Annotated in this window: 17 protein-coding genes and 1 tRNA gene; 8 read left to right on the top strand and 10 right to left on the bottom strand. The window is 63.9% G+C overall.

Translation table 11 applies throughout. The annotated features are described in order from the left end of the window. Nucleotides 1-76: 76 nt before the first annotated feature. From htpX to def, 4 genes are all read right to left on the bottom strand, one after another. Nucleotides 77-934, bottom strand: a complete 858-nt coding sequence (gene htpX, locus U5782_RS10175) for a zinc metalloprotease HtpX (RefSeq protein WP_322043692.1) — start codon at nucleotides 932-934, stop codon at nucleotides 77-79. A 150-nt stretch (nucleotides 935-1,084) separates the two neighbouring features. Further along, complete coding sequence (locus U5782_RS10170) at nucleotides 1,085-1,729, bottom strand: LysE family translocator (protein ID WP_322043691.1); 645 nt, start codon at nucleotides 1,727-1,729, stop codon at nucleotides 1,085-1,087. A gap of 174 nt (nucleotides 1,730-1,903) precedes the next feature. Then, entirely contained in the window at nucleotides 1,904-2,902 is a 999-nt protein-coding gene (fmt, locus tag U5782_RS10165) for a methionyl-tRNA formyltransferase (protein ID WP_322043690.1), read from the bottom strand. A 51-nt stretch (nucleotides 2,903-2,953) separates the two neighbouring features. Then, the gene (def, locus tag U5782_RS10160; RefSeq protein WP_322043689.1) at nucleotides 2,954-3,457 is read right to left on the bottom strand and encodes a peptide deformylase; all 504 of its coding nucleotides are present in this window, start codon (nucleotides 3,455-3,457) and stop codon (nucleotides 2,954-2,956) included. A 315-nt stretch (nucleotides 3,458-3,772) separates the two neighbouring features. Between def and dprA the strand changes: the two genes are divergently transcribed. The 3 genes from dprA to U5782_RS10145 all read left to right on the top strand — a co-directional run bounded on the left by dprA (nucleotide 3,773) and on the right by U5782_RS10145 (nucleotide 8,431). Beyond that, complete coding sequence (dprA, locus tag U5782_RS10155; protein ID WP_322043688.1) at nucleotides 3,773-4,972, top strand: DNA-processing protein DprA; 1,200 nt, start codon at nucleotides 3,773-3,775, stop codon at nucleotides 4,970-4,972. A gap of 134 nt (nucleotides 4,973-5,106) precedes the next feature. Further along, nucleotides 5,107-5,484, top strand: coding sequence for a thioredoxin family protein (locus U5782_RS10150; RefSeq protein WP_322043687.1), 378 nt, complete (start codon nucleotides 5,107-5,109; stop codon nucleotides 5,482-5,484). Nucleotides 5,485-5,764: 280 nt separating this feature from the next. Beyond that, nucleotides 5,765-8,431, top strand: coding sequence for a DNA topoisomerase III (locus U5782_RS10145; protein ID WP_322043686.1), 2,667 nt, complete (start codon nucleotides 5,765-5,767; stop codon nucleotides 8,429-8,431). A gap of 116 nt (nucleotides 8,432-8,547) precedes the next feature. On the opposite strand, the gene U5782_RS10140 is transcribed toward U5782_RS10145, so the two are convergent. Further along, on the bottom strand, nucleotides 8,548-9,678 hold the full coding sequence (locus U5782_RS10140; RefSeq protein WP_322043685.1) for a LysR family transcriptional regulator: 1,131 nt from the start codon (nucleotides 9,676-9,678) through the stop codon (nucleotides 8,548-8,550). On the opposite strand from U5782_RS10140, the gene U5782_RS10135 reads away from it, so the two are divergent. Then, nucleotides 9,670-10,014 carry a hypothetical protein gene (locus U5782_RS10135; RefSeq protein ID WP_322043684.1) on the top strand — a complete coding sequence of 115 codons (345 nt, stop codon included), beginning with the start codon at nucleotides 9,670-9,672 and terminating at the stop codon, nucleotides 10,012-10,014. The two genes, U5782_RS10140 and U5782_RS10135, sit on opposite strands and share 9 nt — an antisense overlap. Nucleotides 10,015-10,043: 29 nt before the next feature. Here the strand turns inward: U5782_RS10135 and U5782_RS10130 are convergent, their stop codons facing one another. Then, the gene (locus tag U5782_RS10130; protein ID WP_322043683.1) at nucleotides 10,044-11,894 is read right to left on the bottom strand and encodes a phosphoenolpyruvate carboxykinase (GTP); all 1,851 of its coding nucleotides are present in this window, start codon (nucleotides 11,892-11,894) and stop codon (nucleotides 10,044-10,046) included. A gap of 428 nt (nucleotides 11,895-12,322) precedes the next feature. Between U5782_RS10130 and U5782_RS10125 the strand changes: the two genes are divergently transcribed. Further along, the gene (locus tag U5782_RS10125; RefSeq protein ID WP_322043682.1) at nucleotides 12,323-13,336 is read left to right on the top strand and encodes a D-2-hydroxyacid dehydrogenase family protein; all 1,014 of its coding nucleotides are present in this window, start codon (nucleotides 12,323-12,325) and stop codon (nucleotides 13,334-13,336) included. A 78-nt stretch (nucleotides 13,337-13,414) separates the two neighbouring features. On the opposite strand, the gene U5782_RS10120 is transcribed toward U5782_RS10125, so the two are convergent. Continuing rightward, a complete protein-coding gene (locus U5782_RS10120; RefSeq protein ID WP_322043681.1) occupies nucleotides 13,415-14,296 on the bottom strand; it encodes a patatin-like phospholipase family protein in 882 nt (293 codons plus the stop codon). A 36-nt stretch (nucleotides 14,297-14,332) separates the two neighbouring features. After that, nucleotides 14,333-14,737 (bottom strand): PaaI family thioesterase, encoded by a 405-nt coding sequence (locus U5782_RS10115; protein WP_322043680.1) that lies wholly within the window; start codon nucleotides 14,735-14,737, stop codon nucleotides 14,333-14,335. A 252-nt stretch (nucleotides 14,738-14,989) separates the two neighbouring features. Between U5782_RS10115 and U5782_RS10110 the strand changes: the two genes are divergently transcribed. Then, a tRNA-Lys gene (locus U5782_RS10110) sits at nucleotides 14,990-15,065 on the top strand. Nucleotides 15,066-15,174: 109 nt separating this feature from the next. Here U5782_RS10110 and U5782_RS10105 read toward each other — a convergent pair. Then, nucleotides 15,175-15,459 carry a hypothetical protein gene (locus U5782_RS10105; protein ID WP_322043679.1) on the bottom strand — a complete coding sequence of 95 codons (285 nt, stop codon included), beginning with the start codon at nucleotides 15,457-15,459 and terminating at the stop codon, nucleotides 15,175-15,177. A 288-nt stretch (nucleotides 15,460-15,747) separates the two neighbouring features. Between U5782_RS10105 and U5782_RS10100 the strand changes: the two genes are divergently transcribed. Next, entirely contained in the window at nucleotides 15,748-16,065 is a 318-nt protein-coding gene (locus U5782_RS10100) for a hypothetical protein (RefSeq protein WP_322043678.1), read from the top strand. A 26-nt stretch (nucleotides 16,066-16,091) separates the two neighbouring features. Here the strand turns inward: U5782_RS10100 and U5782_RS10095 are convergent, their stop codons facing one another. Next, nucleotides 16,092-16,277, bottom strand: coding sequence for a hypothetical protein (locus U5782_RS10095; RefSeq protein WP_322043958.1), 186 nt, complete (start codon nucleotides 16,275-16,277; stop codon nucleotides 16,092-16,094). A gap of 372 nt (nucleotides 16,278-16,649) precedes the next feature. Between U5782_RS10095 and adh the strand changes: the two genes are divergently transcribed. Beyond that, the gene (gene adh, locus U5782_RS10090) at nucleotides 16,650-18,170 is read left to right on the top strand and encodes an aldehyde dehydrogenase (protein WP_322043677.1); all 1,521 of its coding nucleotides are present in this window, start codon (nucleotides 16,650-16,652) and stop codon (nucleotides 18,168-18,170) included. Nucleotides 18,171-18,202 lie beyond the last annotated feature (32 nt).

The following is an 18,202-nucleotide window of genomic DNA, read 5'->3' as shown; positions in this document are numbered from 1 at the left end:
CAAACGAGGCGCGTAGAAAAAAGGGCAGACCGTGGTCTGCCCTTTTGTGCCTTTACGCTTGCGGCTTGCGTGCGCCTCAATCGAAGCGGCCCGTGCGCGCCATCTCCATCAGGCGCGCGATGCGCTCTTCGGTAGCCGGGTGCGTCGAGAACAAATTGGCGATCGCCCCGCCCGCCAGCGGATTCATGATCATCATCTGCGCCGTGGCCGGATGCTGCTCGGCGGCCGGGAACGGGATGCCCTGCGCGTAGCGATGGATCTTGTCGAGCGCCGTGGCCAGCGACTGCGGATCGCCCGAGATCTGCGCACCGCCACGATCGGCCTCGAACTCGCGCGCACGCGAAATGGCCATCTGGATCAGCGCGCCCGCGATAGGCGCCAGCAAGGCAACGGCGATGCCTGCGATCGGATTCGAAGGGCGACCGTTCTCGTCGCGACCGCCAAAGAACATCGCGAAGTTGGCGAGCGCCGAGATCGCGCCGGCCATCGTCGCCGAGATCGTCGAAATCAGGATGTCGCGGTGCTTCACGTGCGCCAGTTCATGCGCCATCACCCCGCGCATCTCGCGCTCGGATAGCACGCGCAGGATGCCCGTGGTCGCCGCGACCGCCGCGTGCTCGGGATTGCGGCCCGTGGCGAAGGCGTTGGGCGCATCCTCGTTGATCAGGTAGACGCGCGGCATGGGGATATTCGCGCGCGTGGCCAACTCACGGACCATGCGATAGAACTGCGGCGCCGTGGTCTCGTCCACTTCCTGCGCGTTGTACATGCGCAGAACCATCTTGTCCGAGAACCAGTACGAGAAGAAGTTCATGCCGAGCGCGATCAGCAACGCGAGCATCATGCCGCTGCGCCCGCCGATCATGCCGCCAATGACGATGAAAAGGGCCGTAATCGCGGCCATCAACATCGCGGTTTTGACCCAGTTGAACATGTTCTGTGCTCCTTCACCCATCAATAATCGAATCGGGAATCAAATCACCGGATGCCCACCGCCAGCCCTGGCGTTATGCCGTAGACTCCGGCGACAGCGAGCGCATTGTAAGCGATTTGTTAGATATGGGCAGGTCGGAAAAATTCAATCTCAACGCGTGCTGGTCGCGAGCTTCAAACCGAGGCCGACGAACGCCGAGCCGACGGTGCGGTCCAGCCACTTGCGCACGCCCGGCTTGCCCGAGAAACGCTGCGTGACACTGCCCGCGATCCACGCGACGAAGCTGTTCCAGACCGTGCTCATCAGCACGAACACCGCGCCCAGCGTGAGGAAAGCCAGGATCTTGTGCGAACTCGTCACGCTCACGAACTGCGGGAAGAACGAGACGAAGAACAGCACGACCTTGGGGTTCAGCACGTTGGTCCAGAAACCCGAGAGGAACAACTGGCGCAGCGGGCGCGGCGTGACGGCGCTCGGTGCTGCGCTGTTCCCGGCAGCAGGTGCCGACTGCTTCGTGAAGATCAGCCGCACACCGAGATAAACGAGATAGCACGCGCCCACGAGCTTGATGATGGTGAACGCGGTGGCCGACGCCGCCAGCAGCGCGGTGAGCCCGAACGCGCAGGCCAGCGCGTGCACGCAGCAGCCCGCGGAGATCCCCAGCGCCGACACGAGCCCGGCGCTGCGCCCTTGCGCAACGCTGCGCCCGACGATGTAGGCCGTATCGGGGCCCGGCGTGACGTTCAGAAGTAGAACGGCGACGAGAAAAAAGCCGAAATGGGAAATACCAAGCATGACGTTCTCTGCAAAAGACTCGAAAACGGCGGCGAGCCGTTCTGTGTAGGCGTCTCGACAACCTCTTCGATTCTAACGCGCGCCGTGTGGCGCACGTGAGCAGCGCGAACTGGCCGAACGGCCTGGTGGCCGAGTGGCCGCCAGGCGCGCCCCTGCCGGAGCGCTCAGGCTGAATCAGGCAGTGGCGGAATCGTTGAGCGCAAATTGCTGCCCGGCGGCCAGCGCCATACCCGCGAGGAACTCGCGCGCAGGCAGGCGCTTGCCGCCCGGTTTCTGCAACTGCGTGACGCGCAGCGCGCCCTCGCCGCACGCCACCACCACGCCAGCAGGCGAGACTTCGAGGATCTGGCCGGGCGCGGCGTGCGCGGGCACGCTCGCGTCTTCGGCAACTTCGGCGGCCCAGAGCTTGATCAGCGCGCCGTCCAGCGTGGCCGCGCCGCCCGGGAACGGGTCGAACGCGCGAATCTGGCGCGCGAGCGCGGCAGCGGGGCGACGGAAATCGAGCGCCGCTTCCTGCTTGCCGATTTTTTCGGCGTAGGTCACGCCGTCGGCGGGCTGCGGCGTGATCGGCAACTGGCCCGTGCGTTCGAGCTGGGTCAGCCAGTCCACCACGAGTTGCGCGCCCAGCTTCGCGAGGCGATCGTGCAGCGTCGCGGTGGTATCGGTCGCCGCGATCGGCGTGCGCACTTCCGAGATCATCGGGCCGGTGTCGAGTCCCGCGTCCATCTGCATGAGCGTGATGCCGGTCTCGGTATCGCCTGCCTCGATCGCACGATGGATCGGCGCGGCGCCGCGCCAGCGCGGCAGGATCGACGCGTGGATATTGATGCAGCCGCTCGGCGGAATATCGAGCACTTCCTGCGGCAGGATCAGGCCATAGGCCGCCACCACCATGACGTCGTGCGGCGTCGCGTGCAGCAGATCGAGCGCGGCGGCAGCCTCTTCGGGATATTTGCCCGCGCGGCGCAGCGAAGTCGGCTGTGCGACGGCGATGCCGTGCTCTTCGGCGTAGCGTTTGACGGGGCTCGCCTGGAGTTTCATCCCGCGTCCGGCAGGACGGTCGGGCTGGGTCAGCACGAGCGGCACGGGAAAGCCCGCCTCGTGGATCGCGGCAAGCGCGGCGGCGGCGAATTCCGGCGTACCGGCAAAAATCACGCGAAGGGAATGGCTCATGGGCACGGGCAGATCAGCTATCGAACAGGAAAAAGACGCGGCGCGCCGACATTACATCGCGCGTTCGAGCTTCTTCATCTTGCTCTTGATGCGCGTCTGCTTGAGCGACGAGAGATATTCGACGAACACCTTGCCCATCAGGTGATCCATCTCGTGCTGGATGCATACCGCCAGCAGCCCGTCGCAGTCCACCTCGTAGCTCTCGCCCTTTTCGTTGAGGGCGCGCACGCGCACTTTCTCCGCACGCTCGACTTCGTCGTAGATGCCCGGCACCGAGAGGCAGCCCTCTTCGTGGATTTCCGTTTCCTTGCTCGACCAGACGATTTCCGGGTTGATGAAGACCTGGAGTTCGTTATGGTCATCGGACACGTCGATCACGACGACGCGCTCGTGCACGTCCACCTGGGTGGCCGCGAGACCAACGCCGGGCGCCGCGTACATGGTGTCGGCCATGTCGGCGACGAGCTTGCGAATGCGGTCGTTGACGACCTCGACCGGCTTGGCGACCTTGTGCAGGCGCTTGTCCGGGTAATGAAGAATGTTCAGTAGAGCCATGATTCGACAGGTTTCTCGTTGGGCGCCGCGGGGGCGTGCGCTGTTTTCTGGCGCTCTTGCGCGCGCTGGCCGTTCGGCCAACTGGTGAGCCCTACGCGGAAAACAGAAGATGTACGGACGATATACGGACAAATCGACCGGAATCAACGCAGCGACGCCATCCGTGCGCGCACGGGCAAAACGGCGCGCACACGGCAGGCCGGCGCCATGCCGACAGCCCGCGGTGACGATGCGTCACAGCGCCGCAAATGAATTTCGGATCGTGAAAATTTTATCACGACGGGCCCGGCTTCGCCCGCCGACGGAGAAACGCCCATGCCCGCTCCCTTGCCGCTCGCGGCCGACGAACTCGACGCCTGGCTGCGCCTCGCCCATGCGCGCGGTTTGAAGCCTGCCGCGTTGCGCGCGCTGCTCGGCGCATTCGGGCTGCCGCAACAGGTGCTGGCGCAGCCGTTCAGCGCCCTTGCTGCGGTGGCGGGCACCGTTGCCGCGCAAGCGGTGCTTGCCCCGCCAGAGGCCGATCTCGCACAGCATCTCGCAAACATCGAGACGTGGCGCGCGCAGCCGGGCAACGCGCTCGTCACGCTCGCCGATCCTGCCTATCCGCCGCGCCTGCTGACGATGCCCGACCCGCCGCCGCTGCTTTACGTGAAAGGCCGCTTCGAGCTGCTGCACGCACGCGGCGTGGCGATCGTCGGCAGCCGCAGTGCGACGCCGCAGGCACTGGAAGACGCGCGACGCTTCGCGCGCGTGCTCGCGGCGGCGGGCATCACGGTCGTTTCAGGCCTCGCGCTCGGGGTGGACGGCGCGGCGCACGAGGGCGCCTTAGCCGAGCCTGGCGGCACGGTCGCTGTGACCGGCACAGGTGCCGATCTCGTCTATCCCGCCGCCCATCATGGACTCGCCCGGCAGATCACCGCGCAGGGTGCGATCGTCACCGAATGGCCACTCGGCACGCCCGCGCGCTCCGCAAACTTTCCGCAACGCAATCGCGTGATCGCGGCGCTCGTGGAAGGCGTGATCGTGGTCGAGGCCGCGATGCGATCGGGTTCGCTCATCACCGCGCGGCTCGCGAACGAAATGGGCCGCGACGTGTTCGCACTGCCCGGATCGATCCATGCGCCGCTCTCGCGCGGTTGTCATCGGCTCATCAAGGAAGGCGCGCAACTGGTCGAAACGCCCGAGGAGGTGCTGGAGGCGCTCGGGCTTGCGCAACCCGTGCAACCGAAGGCACCCGCCTCACTCGCGACGCGCGGACGCAGTGCGAAAGATTCACAAACGCTGCCGCTGACGTTCACTGTCCCAGAGGCGGAGGCCGCCAACAGGCCAGCTCTGGAGCCGCAGGCCGAAGCCCTGCTTGCCGCACTCGGTCACGCGCCCGCCACGCTTGAAATCCTCGCGCAACGCACCGACATGGCCGAAGCGGTGCTGCAAGCCACGCTGCTCAGGCTCGAACTGGCCGGGCATGTGAGCGCACTGCCGGGTGGCCGCTTCATGCGGGTGTCCCACTGCTAGCGTGCGAGCGTGTTACATTCGCGCCAAAAGCACGTTTGGCACCATCCACATGATCAGCACCCTCGAGCCCGCTGGCGCCAGAAGCCAGCGCGAACACCACCGCCTCTATATATATGAGGCCGCAAGGAACGACCATGCCCGCGCTTGACCTCGACACCGACGCCGACAAGATCGCCGAGCGCGTCAGCGACCGCGACACGCTGTTCGTCGCGTGCCTGTGCGCGCAGTGGTGCGGCACCTGTCGCGACTATCGGGCGACCTTCGACCGCATCGCAGACGCGCATCCCGAAATCTGCTTCGCATACATCGACATCGAAACGCACGCCGACCGCTTCGACGATCTCGATGTGGAGAATTTCCCCACCATCCTGATCGAAGACAGCAAGGCCACGCGCTTTTTCGGCACCGTGCTGCCGCATGGCGCAGTGGTCGAACGCATGCTTTCGGATCTGACGGCGCTACCCGGCGTCGCCGATGCGCCGAAGCTGCGACCCGCGCTGATCGAAGCCTGAAACGCAGCGCGCACGGGCGATTCCAACCCGCCAGCCGCATTGCGGGGCCTGATCGGCTCGCTTGCCCCGCGTTGCGTCGCGCCTTTATTATTGGCGCCCTGACCAAGGGCGCCAAAATCGACCCGCGGGCTGCCAAACCGATGACAAGAAAATCGCCGCCTGCGCGCCATGTGCTATAAAGCGGTCGTTAACGAGGCGCCCGACGGCGCGCCCGCCACGCGGCGAATCCAGACGGCATAACCGCGGGCGCCAACCCGGATACACCCACACACAACCAGTCATGTCCAAAGCTCTGATCATCGCCGAGAAGCCATCCGTCGCGAACGACATCGCGCGCGCGCTGGGCGGATTCACCAAGCATGACGAGTACTACGAAAGCGACGACTACGTGCTGTCGTCGGCGGTCGGCCACTTGCTGGAGATCGCTGCGCCCGAGGAGTACGAAGTCAAGCGAGGCAAATGGAGCTTCGCGAACCTGCCGGTCATCCCGCCCCACTTCGACCTGAATCCGATCGCCAAGAGCGAGTCGCGGCTCAAGGTGCTGACGAAGCTGCTCAAGCGCAAGGACGTCACGAAGCTGATCAATGCCTGCGACGCGGGGCGCGAAGGCGAGCTGATTTTCCGCCTGATCGCGCAGCACGCGAAGGCGAAGCAGCCGGTCCAGCGCCTGTGGCTCCAGTCGATGACGCAGCAGGCGATCCGCGACGGTTTCGCGAACCTGCGCAGCGACGACGACATGCTGCCGCTCGCCGACGCCGCACGCTGCCGCTCGGAAGCCGACTGGCTCGTGGGCATCAACGGCACGCGCGCGATGACGGCCTTCAACAGCAAGGGCGGCGGCTTCTTCCTCACGACCGTCGGTCGCGTTCAGACGCCAACGTTGTCGATCGTCGTCGAACGTGAAGAGAAAATTCGTCGTTTCGTGCCGCGCGATTATTGGGAAGTGCGCGCCGAATTCGTCTGCGCGGGTGGCTTCTACGAAGGCCGCTGGTACGACCCGAAATTCAAGAAGGACGAGCACGATCCGGAAAAGCGCGATTCGCGCCTCTGGAGCCTGCCGGCCGCCGAAACCATCGTCGCCGCCTGTCACGGCCGCGAAGGCACCGTCACGGAAGAATCGAAGCCGTCCACCCAGCTCTCGCCCGCGCTCTTCGACCTGACGAGCCTGCAACGCGAAGCCAACGGGCGCTTCGGCTTTTCGGCCAAGAACACGCTCGGCCTCGCCCAGGCGTTGTACGAAAAGCACAAGGTGCTCACCTACCCGCGTACCGACGCACGTGCGCTGCCCGAGGACTACATCGACACCGTCAAAGAGACGATGGCGATGCTCAAGGAAAGCAACAACTACCTGCCGTTCGCCAAGCAGGCGCTCGACAAGGGCTGGGTGAAGCCGAACAAGCGCATCTTCGATAATTCGAAGATCAGCGACCACTTCGCAATCATCCCGACGCTGCAGGCGCCGAAGAATCTGTCGGAGCCGGAGCAGAAGCTGTACGACCTCGTCGTGAAGCGTTTCCTCGCCGTGTTTTTCCCGGCAGCGGAATTCCGCGTCACCACGCGTATCACCGAAGTCTCCGGCCATCATTTCAAGACCGAAGGCAAGGTGATGGTCGAACCGGGCTGGCTGCAGATCTATGGCCGCGACACGACCGGCGAAGACGCCAACCTCGTGCCGGTGCAGAAGGACGAGAAGGTCAAGACCGACAAGATCGCCCCGCATCAACTGGTGACCAAACCGCCCGCACGCTACAACGAAGCGACGCTGCTCTCGGCGATGGAAGGCGCGGGCAAGCTCGTCGACGACGAGGAACTGCGCGAGGCGATGGCCGCCAAGGGTCTCGGCACGCCGGCCACGCGCGCGGCCATCATCGAAGGTCTGCTCGGCGAAAAGTATCTGGTGCGCGAAGGCCGCGACCTGATTCCGACCGCCAAGGCGTTCCAGCTCATGACGCTGCTGCGCGGCCTGGACGTGAAGGAACTCACCGCGCCGGAATTGACCGGCGAGTGGGAGTACAAGCTTTCGCAGATGGAGCGCGGCAAGCTCGCGCGCGACGCCTTCATGCAGGAAATCGCCCGCATGACGCAGACCATCGTGAAGCGCGCGAAGGAATACGACTCGGACACCATCCCCGGCGACTACGCGACTCTGGCAACGCCGTGTCCGCATTGCGGCGGCCAGGTGAAGGAAAACTATCGCCGTTTCGCGTGTACGAAGTGCGAGTTCTCGATCTCGAAGATTCCGGGTGGCCGCCAGTTCGAAATCCCCGAAGTCGAAGAGCTGCTGCAGAACAAGACGATCGGCCCGCTTTCGGGTTTCCGCAGCAAGATGGGCCGGCCGTTCTCGGCGATCCTCAAGCTCTCGTTGGACGACGAGATCAAGAACTACAAGCTCGAATTCGATTTCGGGCAGGATTCGGGCACGGAAGACGGTGAAGCGCCGGACTTCTCGCAGCAGGAAGCCGTGGGTGCCTGCCCGAAGTGCAAGGGCCGCGTGTTCGAGCACGGCATGAGCTACGTCTGCGAGAACTCGGTCGCGAATCCGAAGACTTGCGACTTCCGCTCGGGCAAGGTGATCCTCCAGCAGGAGATCGCACGCGAGCAGATGGCCAAGCTGCTGACGGAGGGCCGCACGGACCTGCTGACGAACTTCAAGTCGTCGCGTACGGGCCGCAACTTCAAGGCGTTCCTCGTCAAGCAGCCGGACGGCAAGATCGGCTTCGAGTTCGAGAAGAAAGAGCCGAGCGCGAAAACGGCCGCCAAAACGGCGAAGAAGAGCACTGCGAGCGCGGATGCGGACGATGCCGCGAACGACGCGGCCAACGACGCCGCCGAGGTCAGCGCCAAGCCGGCGCGCAAGACCGCAGCGGCCAAGACCACGGCCGCCAAGGCCGCTCCGGCCCGCAAGACCGCCGCTCGCAAGACGCCGGCGCGCAAGACCGGGTCGTGATGCTCGCTTGATCGCGGTTCGTCCGCGAATCGCGCTTCAACAAAAAGGCGCAGCTTCTTTCGAAGCTGCGCCTTTTTTATCGCCGTAAATTGCGTCTTTGCGACGCACTAAGCCATTTACAACGGCGAAACTGCCGAACTACGCCCGCGTCCTGCGGAAGCACGTGCCGCCTTCGGGGCACGCTCGACGTCCACTGCGTTGCCGTGAGCGTTGTCGAGCAGTTCGGAGACCGGCTCCGCACCGTCGAAGGCCTCAGGTACCACCGGGTGATGCGCTGCGCCATTGTGCGCCGCCGCCAACGGCTCGGCCGGACGCGCCTGTCCATCCTTGACCCATTGCTCGCCGAGCTGACTGTTCGGCGTCTGGCTGAAATGCTCGACCAGATGGTCGATGAACGTACGCACCTTCGCCGGCAAATGGCGGCGGCTCGGATACGCGACGTTGATCTCGACCTGCGGCAGGCGGTAGTCGCCCAGCAGACGCACCAGACGGCCGCGCGTCATGTCGCGCCCGATCAGGTAGCTCGGCAGGATCGCGATGCCCATGCCGAGCAGCGCGAACTGGCGCAGCATCTCGGTATTGTTCGCCACGATCACATTGCTCGGGCGCACGCGCACTTCACCATCCGGCCCCGTGAACACGCGCTCGTCGCCCCAGTATTCCGAGGGCAGCGACAGCGACGGATGCTCCATCAGATGCTCGGGGCGCGTGGGCGTGCCGTGCTTTTCCAGGTAGGCGGGCGTCGCGCAGACGGTCATGCAGCCGGTCGTGAGGCGGCGCGTGACGATGCTCGCGCTGCGCATCTGGCGCGCGGTCACGACACCCAGATCGAAGCCCTCTTCGACCAGATCGACCTGGCGGTCGACCAGCGTGACATCGGGAATCACCTGCGGATAGCGCTGCGTATAGGTTTGCAGCACGGGCGCGAGGTTGTGCAGGCCGAAAACGACTGGCGCGACGATACGCAGCGTGCCGACGGGCTCGTGGTTGCGCGCGACCACCATCTGCTCGACATCTTCTAGCTCGTCGAGAATCTGGCGGGCGCGTTCGAGATAAACCTGACCGGATTCGGTGAGGGAAAGGCTGCGGGTCGTGCGGTTGAGCAGACGCGTGCCAAGCCGGCCTTCGAGGTCGGCGACGTGACGCGTTGCAACCGCATTCGAGATATCCATCGCCGAAGCGGCCCGGGCGAAACTGCCGAGGTCTGCCACCTTGACGAATACTCGCATCGACTGCAAATGATCCATGAGACAACTCCTGCCTGTTACTGTCCGCCGAAAACCGGCGGAGGAAACCGGGAATTCTCCTACGACATCGGAATTCGTGCAGAAGTTGCCTCCACAACCCTGAATTTCTTCAAAATTTTCGCGACTGTCGCTGAATACGCATTGGTCATGCGTCTATTGTTTCCTGTGGCGAAACAATTTTGCGCGATGCAGCGAAACCGCGCACTCTGCTACGAACAGACGAATGGCGCGATGTGCGCTAAATCGCGCAATTACTGCGACCCCAAAAATAAAAAAGGCCGCTCGAAAGCGGCCCTATTTTCAAATCGTGCTCAAAAACGTGGGTTATTTTGTTAGTGAGCACTTACATTTTCAGCTTCGCCGAATTACAGACGCCCTTCCAGCGCCGTGCGCGCGTCGCGTAACGCCTGCGGCAAGCCCTGTGCGAGCGTTTCGAACAACTCGGTGTGCAACGCGAGTTCGTCACGCCACGCCTGCGCATCGACGGAAATCACCTGCTCGAACTGCGCGGGCGTGAAATCGAGGCCACGCCAGTCGAGATCGTCATAGCGCGGCGAAACGCCGAATGCATGCCCCTCGCCTTGCGCATCGCCTTCGATGCGACGCACCATCCATTCGAGCACGCGCATGTTTTCGCCAAAGCCCGGCCACACGAACTTGCCGTCTTCGCCCTTGCGGAACCAGTTCACGCAGAAGATGCGCGGCAGCGTCGCGCCCAGTTGCGTCAGGCGCTCGCCCATCTTGAGCCAGTGACCGAAGTAATCGGCCATGTTGTAACCGCAGAACGGCAGCATCGCGAACGGGTCGCGGCGCACCACGCCCTGCTGCCCTGCCGCTGCCGCCGTGGTCTCCGAGCCCATCGTCGCCGCCATGTAGACGCCTTCGGTCCAGTCGCGCGCCTCGGTGACGAGCGGCACCGTCGTCGAGCGCCGGCCACCGAACAGGAACGCGTCGATCGCCACGCCCTTCGGGTTCTCCCAGTCCGCGTCGATCGACGGGCATTGCGAAGCGGGCGCCGTGAAGCGCGCGTTCGGATGCGCCGCCTTGCGCCCCGTTTCCTTCGCGATCTGGGGCGTCCAGTCGTTGCCCTGCCAGTCGATCAGATGCGCGGGCGGCGTGTCGGTCATGCCTTCCCACCAGACATCGCCGTCGTCGGTAAGCGCGACGTTCGTGAAGATCACGTTCTCCTTGAGCGTCGCCATGGCGTTGAAGTTGGTCTTCTCGCTCGTGCCCGGCGCGACGCCGAAGTAGCCCGCTTCCGGGTTGATCGCGTACAGACGGCCATCGGCGCCCGGCTTGATCCAGGCGATATCGTCGCCGATCGTGCTGATTTCCCAGCCGTTCATCGCCGGCGGCGGGATCAGCATGGCGAAGTTGGTCTTGCCGCAGGCCGACGGGAACGCCGCCGCCACGTGGTACTTCCGCCCCTGCGGCGAGCGCACGCCCAGAATCAGCATGTGCTCGGCGAGCCAGCCTTCGTCGCGGCCCATCGTCGAGGCGATGCGCAGCGCGAAGCACTTCTTGCCGAGCAGCGCGTTGCCGCCATAGCCCGAGCCGTAGCTCCAGATCTCGCGCGTTTCCGGGAAGTGGACGATGTACTTGGTCTTGTTGCAGGGCCACGGCACATCCTGTTCGCCGGCTGCCAGCGGCGCGCCCACGCTATGCACGCACGGCACGAATTCACCGTCCTCGCCCAGCACGTCGTACACGTCGCGCCCCATGCGCGTCATGATGCGCATGTTCACGGCCACGTAAGGACTATCGGACAGCTCCACGCCGATGTGCGCGATAGGCGAGCCGAGCGGCCCCATCGAGAACGGCACGACATACATCGTGCGGCCGCGCATCGAACCGGCGAACAGGCCGTCGAGCGTCGTGCGCATCTCGGCCGGTGCGATCCAGTTGTTGGTCGGGCCCGCGTCTTCTTCCTTCTGTGAGCAGATGAAGGTGCGATCTTCGACGCGCGCCACATCCGAGGGATCGGAGCAGGCAAGATACGAATTCGGGCGCTTTTGCGGATTCAGGCGACGCATCGTGCCGGCATCGACCATCTGCTGGCACAGGCGGTCATACTCCTGCTGCGAGCCGTCGCACCACACGATGCGCTCGGGTTGGGTGTGCGCGGCAACGCTTTGCACCCACTCCACCAGTTTTCGGTGGCGTACCCAGGCCGGCGCCTGGGCGGCGGCCTGTGCGGGGAAATCGGGGTGATTCATAGTGTCTCCATCTGGGCTGATAAAAAATCTGTTCAGGCCCTTTCGACGCTGCTAGCGAGAGGCGCAACCGCGGCGAGGCATGTATTTCGGACACCCTGGTTCGCGCGGTTGGGCAGGTCGTCAAGGCCTTATCGGCGAGGGATCGCAACCGTCTGTAAAGCGGCTTGCATCGCGGCCCTTCAAACTGATAAAAGTGAAAAATTCTCGTTCAAACTGCATCCAGCCGTATTGAGCGCCGTCGCAAGAAACGCAAATCGAATGCCTGCATGTTCCGTGCAACGGGATAACGAAACGCACCCTTGTATTCATACCAGCCTTCCCGACGCTGCATAGTGGGATAACCACCAGATGAACACCGTGTTGCACCGCGTCGAACGGCTTCGCGACGTGTCTCAACCCGAACTGCCTCACCCTTTACCCAAGCTGCCATGAAAATTGCCATCCTTGACGACTACCAGGACGCCGTCCGCAAGCTCGACTGCTTTGAACTGCTCGCCGAACACGAGGTCAAGGTCTTCAACAATACGGTGCGCGGCCTCGGCCAGCTCGCCAGCCGCCTCTCGGAAGTCGAAGCGCTCGTCCTGATTCGCGAACGCACGCGTATCACCTCGCAACTGCTCGACAAACTCCCGCATCTGCGCATGATCAGCCAGACCGGCAAAGCCGGTCCGCACATCGACATCCCGGCCTGCACGGAGCGCGGCATCGCCGTGCTCGAAGGCACCGGCTCGCCCGTCGCGCCCGCCGAACTCACGTGGGCGCTCATCATGGCCGCCCAGCGACGCATTCCGCAGTACGTCGCCAACCTCAAGCAGGGCGCGTGGCAGCAGTCGGGCCTGAAGACCTCGGCGATGCCGCCGAACTTCGGCCTCGGCCAGGTGCTGCGCGGCCAGACGCTCGGCATCTGGGGCTACGGCAAGATCGGGCGTCTGGTGGCCGGCTACGGCAAGGCGTTCGGCATGCGCGTCATCATCTGGGGCCGCGAGCACTCGCTCGAAGCCGCGCGCGCCGACGGCTATGAAGCCGCCGCGAGCCGCGAGGCGCTGTTCGAGGAAAGCGACATCCTCTCGCTGCACCTGCGCCTGCACGACGACACGCGCGGCATCGTCAAGCAGGAAGACCTGATGCGCATGAAGCCCACGGCGCTGCTCGTCAACACGAGCCGTGCGGAATTGCTGGAAGAAAACGCCCTGCTCGGCGCGCTCTCGCACAATCGCCCGGGCATGGTCGCCATCGACGTGTTCGAAAGCGAGCCGATCCTTCAGGGCTACAGCCTGCTGCGCATGGAGAACGTGATCTGCACGCCGCACATCGGCTACGTGGAGCGCGAGAGCTACGAGCTGTACTTTGGTGCGGCGTTCCGCAACATCCTCGGCTTCGACGCGGGCGATCTCTCGCACGTGGCGAATCCGGATGCGTTGCAGGGCGGTCGTCGCAAGTAAGCGGCAGAGCGCCTCCAGGCGAGCATCTCAAGCAAAAAGGCGGCTTTGGGCCGCCTTTTTTCGTTTTGATTCGCAGGTTTATGCGTGCGCCGCAGCCTCGAACACGTCGTGCACCCGTTCGAGAAAGCGCTGACCGTCCTCGTAGCCGAGGTTGTAGGCGTGCTGCATCTGCTGTGGACTCGTGTAGTCCCAGCTCGAGATCGGCACCTTGGCCGACGGCTGCACGTAGAGGCGCTGCTGTTCGCCGCCCGCCTGGGTGCGGTGCTTGACCACGAACATCTGCGGGCGCGGGTAAAGACGCGTGACCATCACGAGCACACGGCCCGGCGTATCGTCGAGCGCGCCCACGGGCACGTTGTCGACCATGCCGCCATCGAGCACCGCGCGGCCATTGCGGCGCAGGACCGGCGTAAATGGCGGCGTGCACGACGATTGCAGGATGAGATCGGCGAGATCATCGACGCGCTCGCAGGATTGCGCCGTGACGAACTCCGGATGGAAGCCGAGCTTCTGGCCGAGCGTCGGATGCAACGTCTTGCGGATGTGTTTTTCGATGTTGTAGGCAATCAACCCCGCCGCGACGGCGCTGCGCGCGCCGAGCCAGCGCGGCAGATGCGACACGCCGATGCGAATCTCAGGCGCGTCCTTCAGCTTGCCGAAACGGGGACCGTAGATGTCGAGCAGCGCCTGCCGATAGATGCGGTAGTGCGGAAACACCGACTCGCTGCGCAGGAGATTGCCCCAGTAGGCATTGCGCTTGTTGTGCTTGAGCGCTTCCTCGTAATAGCGCATGACCCACTGCGAATCGCGCGTGTAGATCATGCAGGCCGTGGCCGCACCCGCCGAGATGCCCGTGATGACGCGCGGACGGATCTGCAACTGCGGCTGCACCACGTCCCAGAACCCCGCCTGCCACCAGCAACGATTGCCGCCGCCAGCAAAGACCACCTGATCGAACATGTCCTTCGTCTCGTTTCGAATACCGAAGGCGTTAGCTTAGTCGAGCAGCGCGTAAGTCGAGGTGGCGTGAACGGCCATCCGGCCCTCTTCGTCGTAGAGTTCTATTTCGCCGAACACCAGATTGCGGCCCATGCGCAGCACGCGTGCCGTGATCGTCACATCGCCCTTGCGCACCGCACGCATGAAACTGGTGTTGAGCGCGACTGTGGTCATCGGCTTGAATTCGCCGAGCGCCGCAGCGATCGCGACGATCATCGCCGTATCGGCAGCCGCCATGAACACCTGGCCGCAGATCACGCCGCCCGCGTGGCGCAGTTCGCCGGAAAACGGCAAGCGCAGCGTGGCGCTCTCGTCGGTGACTTCAACGGGCCTCAACCCAAGCGCCTTCACCCACGGCGCCAGCACGCGCTCCAGCAGCGCGTCGATTGCCTTCTCGTCCATCGTCTGTCTCTTGCCTGTTCTAGCCTTATAGGGATTGAGCGCCGAGCGGCGGGGCATACGCGCCGCGTAGCGTCGCCACATGATACCGGCAGGCAACGTCGAGGGCGGATAAGCGGCGGCGAAACGGCAGGCGATAGCGGTTCGGGAGGGCCGGCCGATCTGGCCGCGAATCACCCTCCGAAGTATTTTTAGGAATTTTGCGAAAAGGACTTGCCAAGACTCAAAACGACAGGCATAATCTTTCTTCTGTTGGGGGCGTTAGCTCAGTTGGTAGAGCAGCGGACTCTTAATCCGTAGGTCGAGTGTTCGAGTCACTCACGCCCCACCAGCTAATTCATGTGAAAAGCCCGGTCGAAAGACCGGGCTTTTTGCTTTTCTGCGTCCGTTTCGCGCGACGCGCGTGAACCCATTCAGCGCGGTTCAATCCAGACGCAACCTCACACCGCCACCGGCGCACGACTATCGCGTCGCGTGCGTACCGTCAGCCGCTTCACTTTCTTCGGTTGCGGCATCCAGCGGCCGAGCGCCTCGAAGCCGTCGAGCTGGCGCAGCAGCGTATCGACCGTTGCGAGTTGCACGTGTGTCAGGTGATTCTGCTTGAGCAACGTGAATAGCCGACGGCGCCAGTAGCCCGCACCCATCACAGGCATCTCGAAGTCGCCCGCCAGCGATTGCGGCATCACCCGCGCGATGTGCGCGATTTCCTGTTCAACGAAGTTCATGGCCCAGCCCCCGGTATGTGTCTGACAAGTCCTACACGTCCCACAGTGTTTCTTATCGTATGACGTAACTGTAGGACGCCCGGGCGGCCTCGCCAGCCTACTCGAACGGATAGGGGAAAAGCACCCCTCCAGGAGCGCCTTGGGCACGCGCGATGCTCACCGCGCCGCACCCGCCTGTGTCAGCCCGACCTCATCCGTTTTCGGACTGCTCCGATAGGTCTTTTCTGACGGAAATCAGATCATGGCCTGTCTATCGCAGCACCCGAACTCTTTCCTGAGGTAATCCCTATGCACGAGCATCCCACCGACAAGCTCGTCGCCGGCTCGATCGTCGGCGCCATTCTCACCGCACTACTCGTCGTCCTGATGGCCTGGCTCGACTTTCCGTCCGACCGCCATTACAGCGCGCCGATCCGGCTGGCCGTACCGGCGCTCGTCTCCGCCTGCCTGCTGTTCCCGCGTCCCCTGCTGCACCGAACGGTACTGCACGAGAAGCGCGACCCCAACCTGCTCGACGAAGACCTGAATCTGATGCTGCTCGGCCGCGCGCTCGGTCTGATCGGCGGCATCATCTTCGGCATTTCGCTCGCCTCCGAGATCCTTTGAGGACCGCGACGGCGCGCGCCGTCGGCTCAGAGGAAGGGCTTGCCGTCCACCTGTTCATAGACGACGTTGCCGTCGTCGTCCTGGAACTGCTCCAGATAATTACGGGCGCCACACATCGGGCAGCGGAACAGCGGCCCCTGGCCCTCGTTCTTGATCACGACTTCGCTTTGTTCCCACGGGGTGCCGCACGATTGATTGCGGCAGACGAACATTTCTTCGGACATTGCAGATTCTCCTTGCTGTTACGGGTGCAAAGCCTACCGTATGCGCGCCCTGCGCGGCGTTTTTTTCCCGTTGCACCCTTCATGTGCCCTCCACTGCGCTGATCCACACGCTGTTCATTTTCTGAGCACGCGCGCCGCGGACTGCGCCACGGCGATACAGCCCGAACGCGCGGTTTTTCGATTTCGCGCGGCTTCCCGGCGTCCCTCCTCTATCGCGTTTTCCCGCCAACGCCCGCCGCACCGTGCCCGCGCGCCCATTGGCACGCTTCTGGCGTAAGCGTGCACCGGCCCCGCGCCATGCAGCCGTCTTGCAGAACGCGCCCAACCATATCTAGACAGAGCACAACGAGGAGCACGCAGATGAATCACGCGGACATGCAGTTTCTGACGACCGAGTTCCCCTACAAGAAGCAGTACGGCAATTTCATCGGCGGCGAATGGGTGGCGCCGCTCGGCGGCGAGTATTTCGACGACATTTCGCCGATCACTGGTCATCCGTTCACGTCGATTCCGCGCTCGCGCGAAGCCGATGTGGAACTCGCGCTCGACGCCGCCCACAAGGCGAAGACCGCATGGGGCAAGACCTCGCCGACCGATCGCGCCAACATCCTCAACCGCATCGCCGATCGCATCGAGCAGAACCTGCACAAGCTCGCCGTGGCCGAGACGATCGACAACGGCAAGCCGCTGCGCGAAACGCTCGCCGCCGACATCCCGCTGTCCGCCGACCACTTCCGCTACTTCGCGAGCTGCGTGCGTGCGCAGGAAGGCGGCATCTCCGAAATCGATCACGACACGGTCGCCTATCACTTCCACGAGCCGCTGGGCGTGGTCGGCCAGATCATCCCGTGGAACTTTCCGATCCTGATGGCCGCGTGGAAGCTCGCGCCCGCGCTGGCCGCCGGCAACTGCGTGGTGCTCAAGCCGGCCGAACAGACGCCCGCTTCGCTGCTGGTGCTGGTCGAGGTGATCCAGGACCTGCTGCCGCCGGGCGTGCTCAACGTGGTCAACGGCTTCGGGCTGGAGGCTGGCAAGCCGCTCGCGTCGAACAAGCGCATCGCGAAGATCGCCTTCACCGGCGAGACGACCACCGGCCGCCTCATCATGCAGTACGCGAGCCAGAACATCATCCCGGTGACGCTGGAACTGGGCGGCAAGAGCCCGAACATCTTCTTCGCCGATGTGCTCGACCACGACGACAGCTATTTCGACAAGGCGCTCGAAGGTTTCGCGATGTTCGCGCTCAATCAGGGTGAGGTGTGCACCTGCCCGTCGCGCGTGCTGATCGACGAGAAGATCTACGACCGTTTCATGGAGCGCGCGATCAAGCGTGTGGCCGCGATCCAGCAGGGCCATCCGCTCGACACGAAGACGATGATCGGGGCCCAGGCCTCGCAGGAACAGCTCGAAAAAATCCTCTCGTATATCGATCTGGGCAAGCAGGAAGGCGCGCAATGTCTGATCGGCGGCGAGCGCAATGCGCTGTCCGGCGAACTCGGCGATGGCTACTACGTGAAGCCCACCGTGTTCCGCGGCCACAACAAGATGCGCATCTTCCAGGAAGAGATCTTTGGGCCGGTTGTTTCCGTGACGACCTTCAAGACCGAAGAGGAAGCGCTGGAAATCGCCAACGACACGCTCTATGGCCTCGGTGCGGGCGTCTGGACGCGAGATGGCACGCGCGCCTATCGCTTTGGCCGCGCGATCCAGGCGGGGCGCGTGTGGACCAACTGCTACCACGCCTATCCGGCGCACGCGGCATTTGGCGGCTACAAGCAGTCGGGTATCGGCCGCGAGAACCACAAGATGATGCTCGATCACTATCAGCAAACCAAGAATCTGCTGGTGAGCTACAGTGAACAACCGCTAGGCTTCTTCTAAGCGCGAGGCGGCTACGCGGGCGCCGCACCAGG

Source organism: Paraburkholderia sp. J67, from assembly GCF_905220265.1.
Taxonomy (GTDB): domain Bacteria; phylum Pseudomonadota; class Gammaproteobacteria; order Burkholderiales; family Burkholderiaceae; genus Paraburkholderia.
This window is presented reverse-complemented; position numbering and strand designations above follow the sequence as displayed.

Coding starts and splice junctions, on each gene's coding strand:
- U5782_RS10125 (WP_322043682.1), top strand. CDS start 12,323: ATGAAAATTGCCATCCTTGACGACTACCAGGACGCCGTCCGCAAGCTC.
- U5782_RS10115 (WP_322043680.1), bottom strand. CDS start 14,737: ATGGACGAGAAGGCAATCGACGCGCTGCTGGAGCGCGTGCTGGCGCCG.
- U5782_RS10095 (WP_322043958.1), bottom strand. CDS start 16,277: ATGTTCGTCTGCCGCAATCAATCGTGCGGCACCCCGTGGGAACAAAGC.
- U5782_RS10100 (WP_322043678.1), top strand. CDS start 15,748: ATGCACGAGCATCCCACCGACAAGCTCGTCGCCGGCTCGATCGTCGGC.
- U5782_RS10140 (WP_322043685.1), bottom strand. CDS start 9,678: ATGGATCATTTGCAGTCGATGCGAGTATTCGTCAAGGTGGCAGACCTC.
- U5782_RS10130 (WP_322043683.1), bottom strand. CDS start 11,894: ATGAATCACCCCGATTTCCCCGCACAGGCCGCCGCCCAGGCGCCGGCC.
- htpX (WP_322043692.1), bottom strand. CDS start 934: ATGTTCAACTGGGTCAAAACCGCGATGTTGATGGCCGCGATTACGGCC.
- adh (WP_322043677.1), top strand. CDS start 16,650: ATGAATCACGCGGACATGCAGTTTCTGACGACCGAGTTCCCCTACAAG.
- U5782_RS10105 (WP_322043679.1), bottom strand. CDS start 15,459: ATGAACTTCGTTGAACAGGAAATCGCGCACATCGCGCGGGTGATGCCG.
- U5782_RS10120 (WP_322043681.1), bottom strand. CDS start 14,296: ATGTTCGATCAGGTGGTCTTTGCTGGCGGCGGCAATCGTTGCTGGTGG.
- def (WP_322043689.1), bottom strand. CDS start 3,457: ATGGCTCTACTGAACATTCTTCATTACCCGGACAAGCGCCTGCACAAG.
- fmt (WP_322043690.1), bottom strand. CDS start 2,902: ATGAGCCATTCCCTTCGCGTGATTTTTGCCGGTACGCCGGAATTCGCC.
- U5782_RS10170 (WP_322043691.1), bottom strand. CDS start 1,729: ATGCTTGGTATTTCCCATTTCGGCTTTTTTCTCGTCGCCGTTCTACTT.
- U5782_RS10135 (WP_322043684.1), top strand. CDS start 9,670: ATGATCCATGAGACAACTCCTGCCTGTTACTGTCCGCCGAAAACCGGC.
- U5782_RS10150 (WP_322043687.1), top strand. CDS start 5,107: ATGCCCGCGCTTGACCTCGACACCGACGCCGACAAGATCGCCGAGCGC.
- dprA (WP_322043688.1), top strand. CDS start 3,773: ATGCCCGCTCCCTTGCCGCTCGCGGCCGACGAACTCGACGCCTGGCTG.
- U5782_RS10145 (WP_322043686.1), top strand. CDS start 5,765: ATGTCCAAAGCTCTGATCATCGCCGAGAAGCCATCCGTCGCGAACGAC.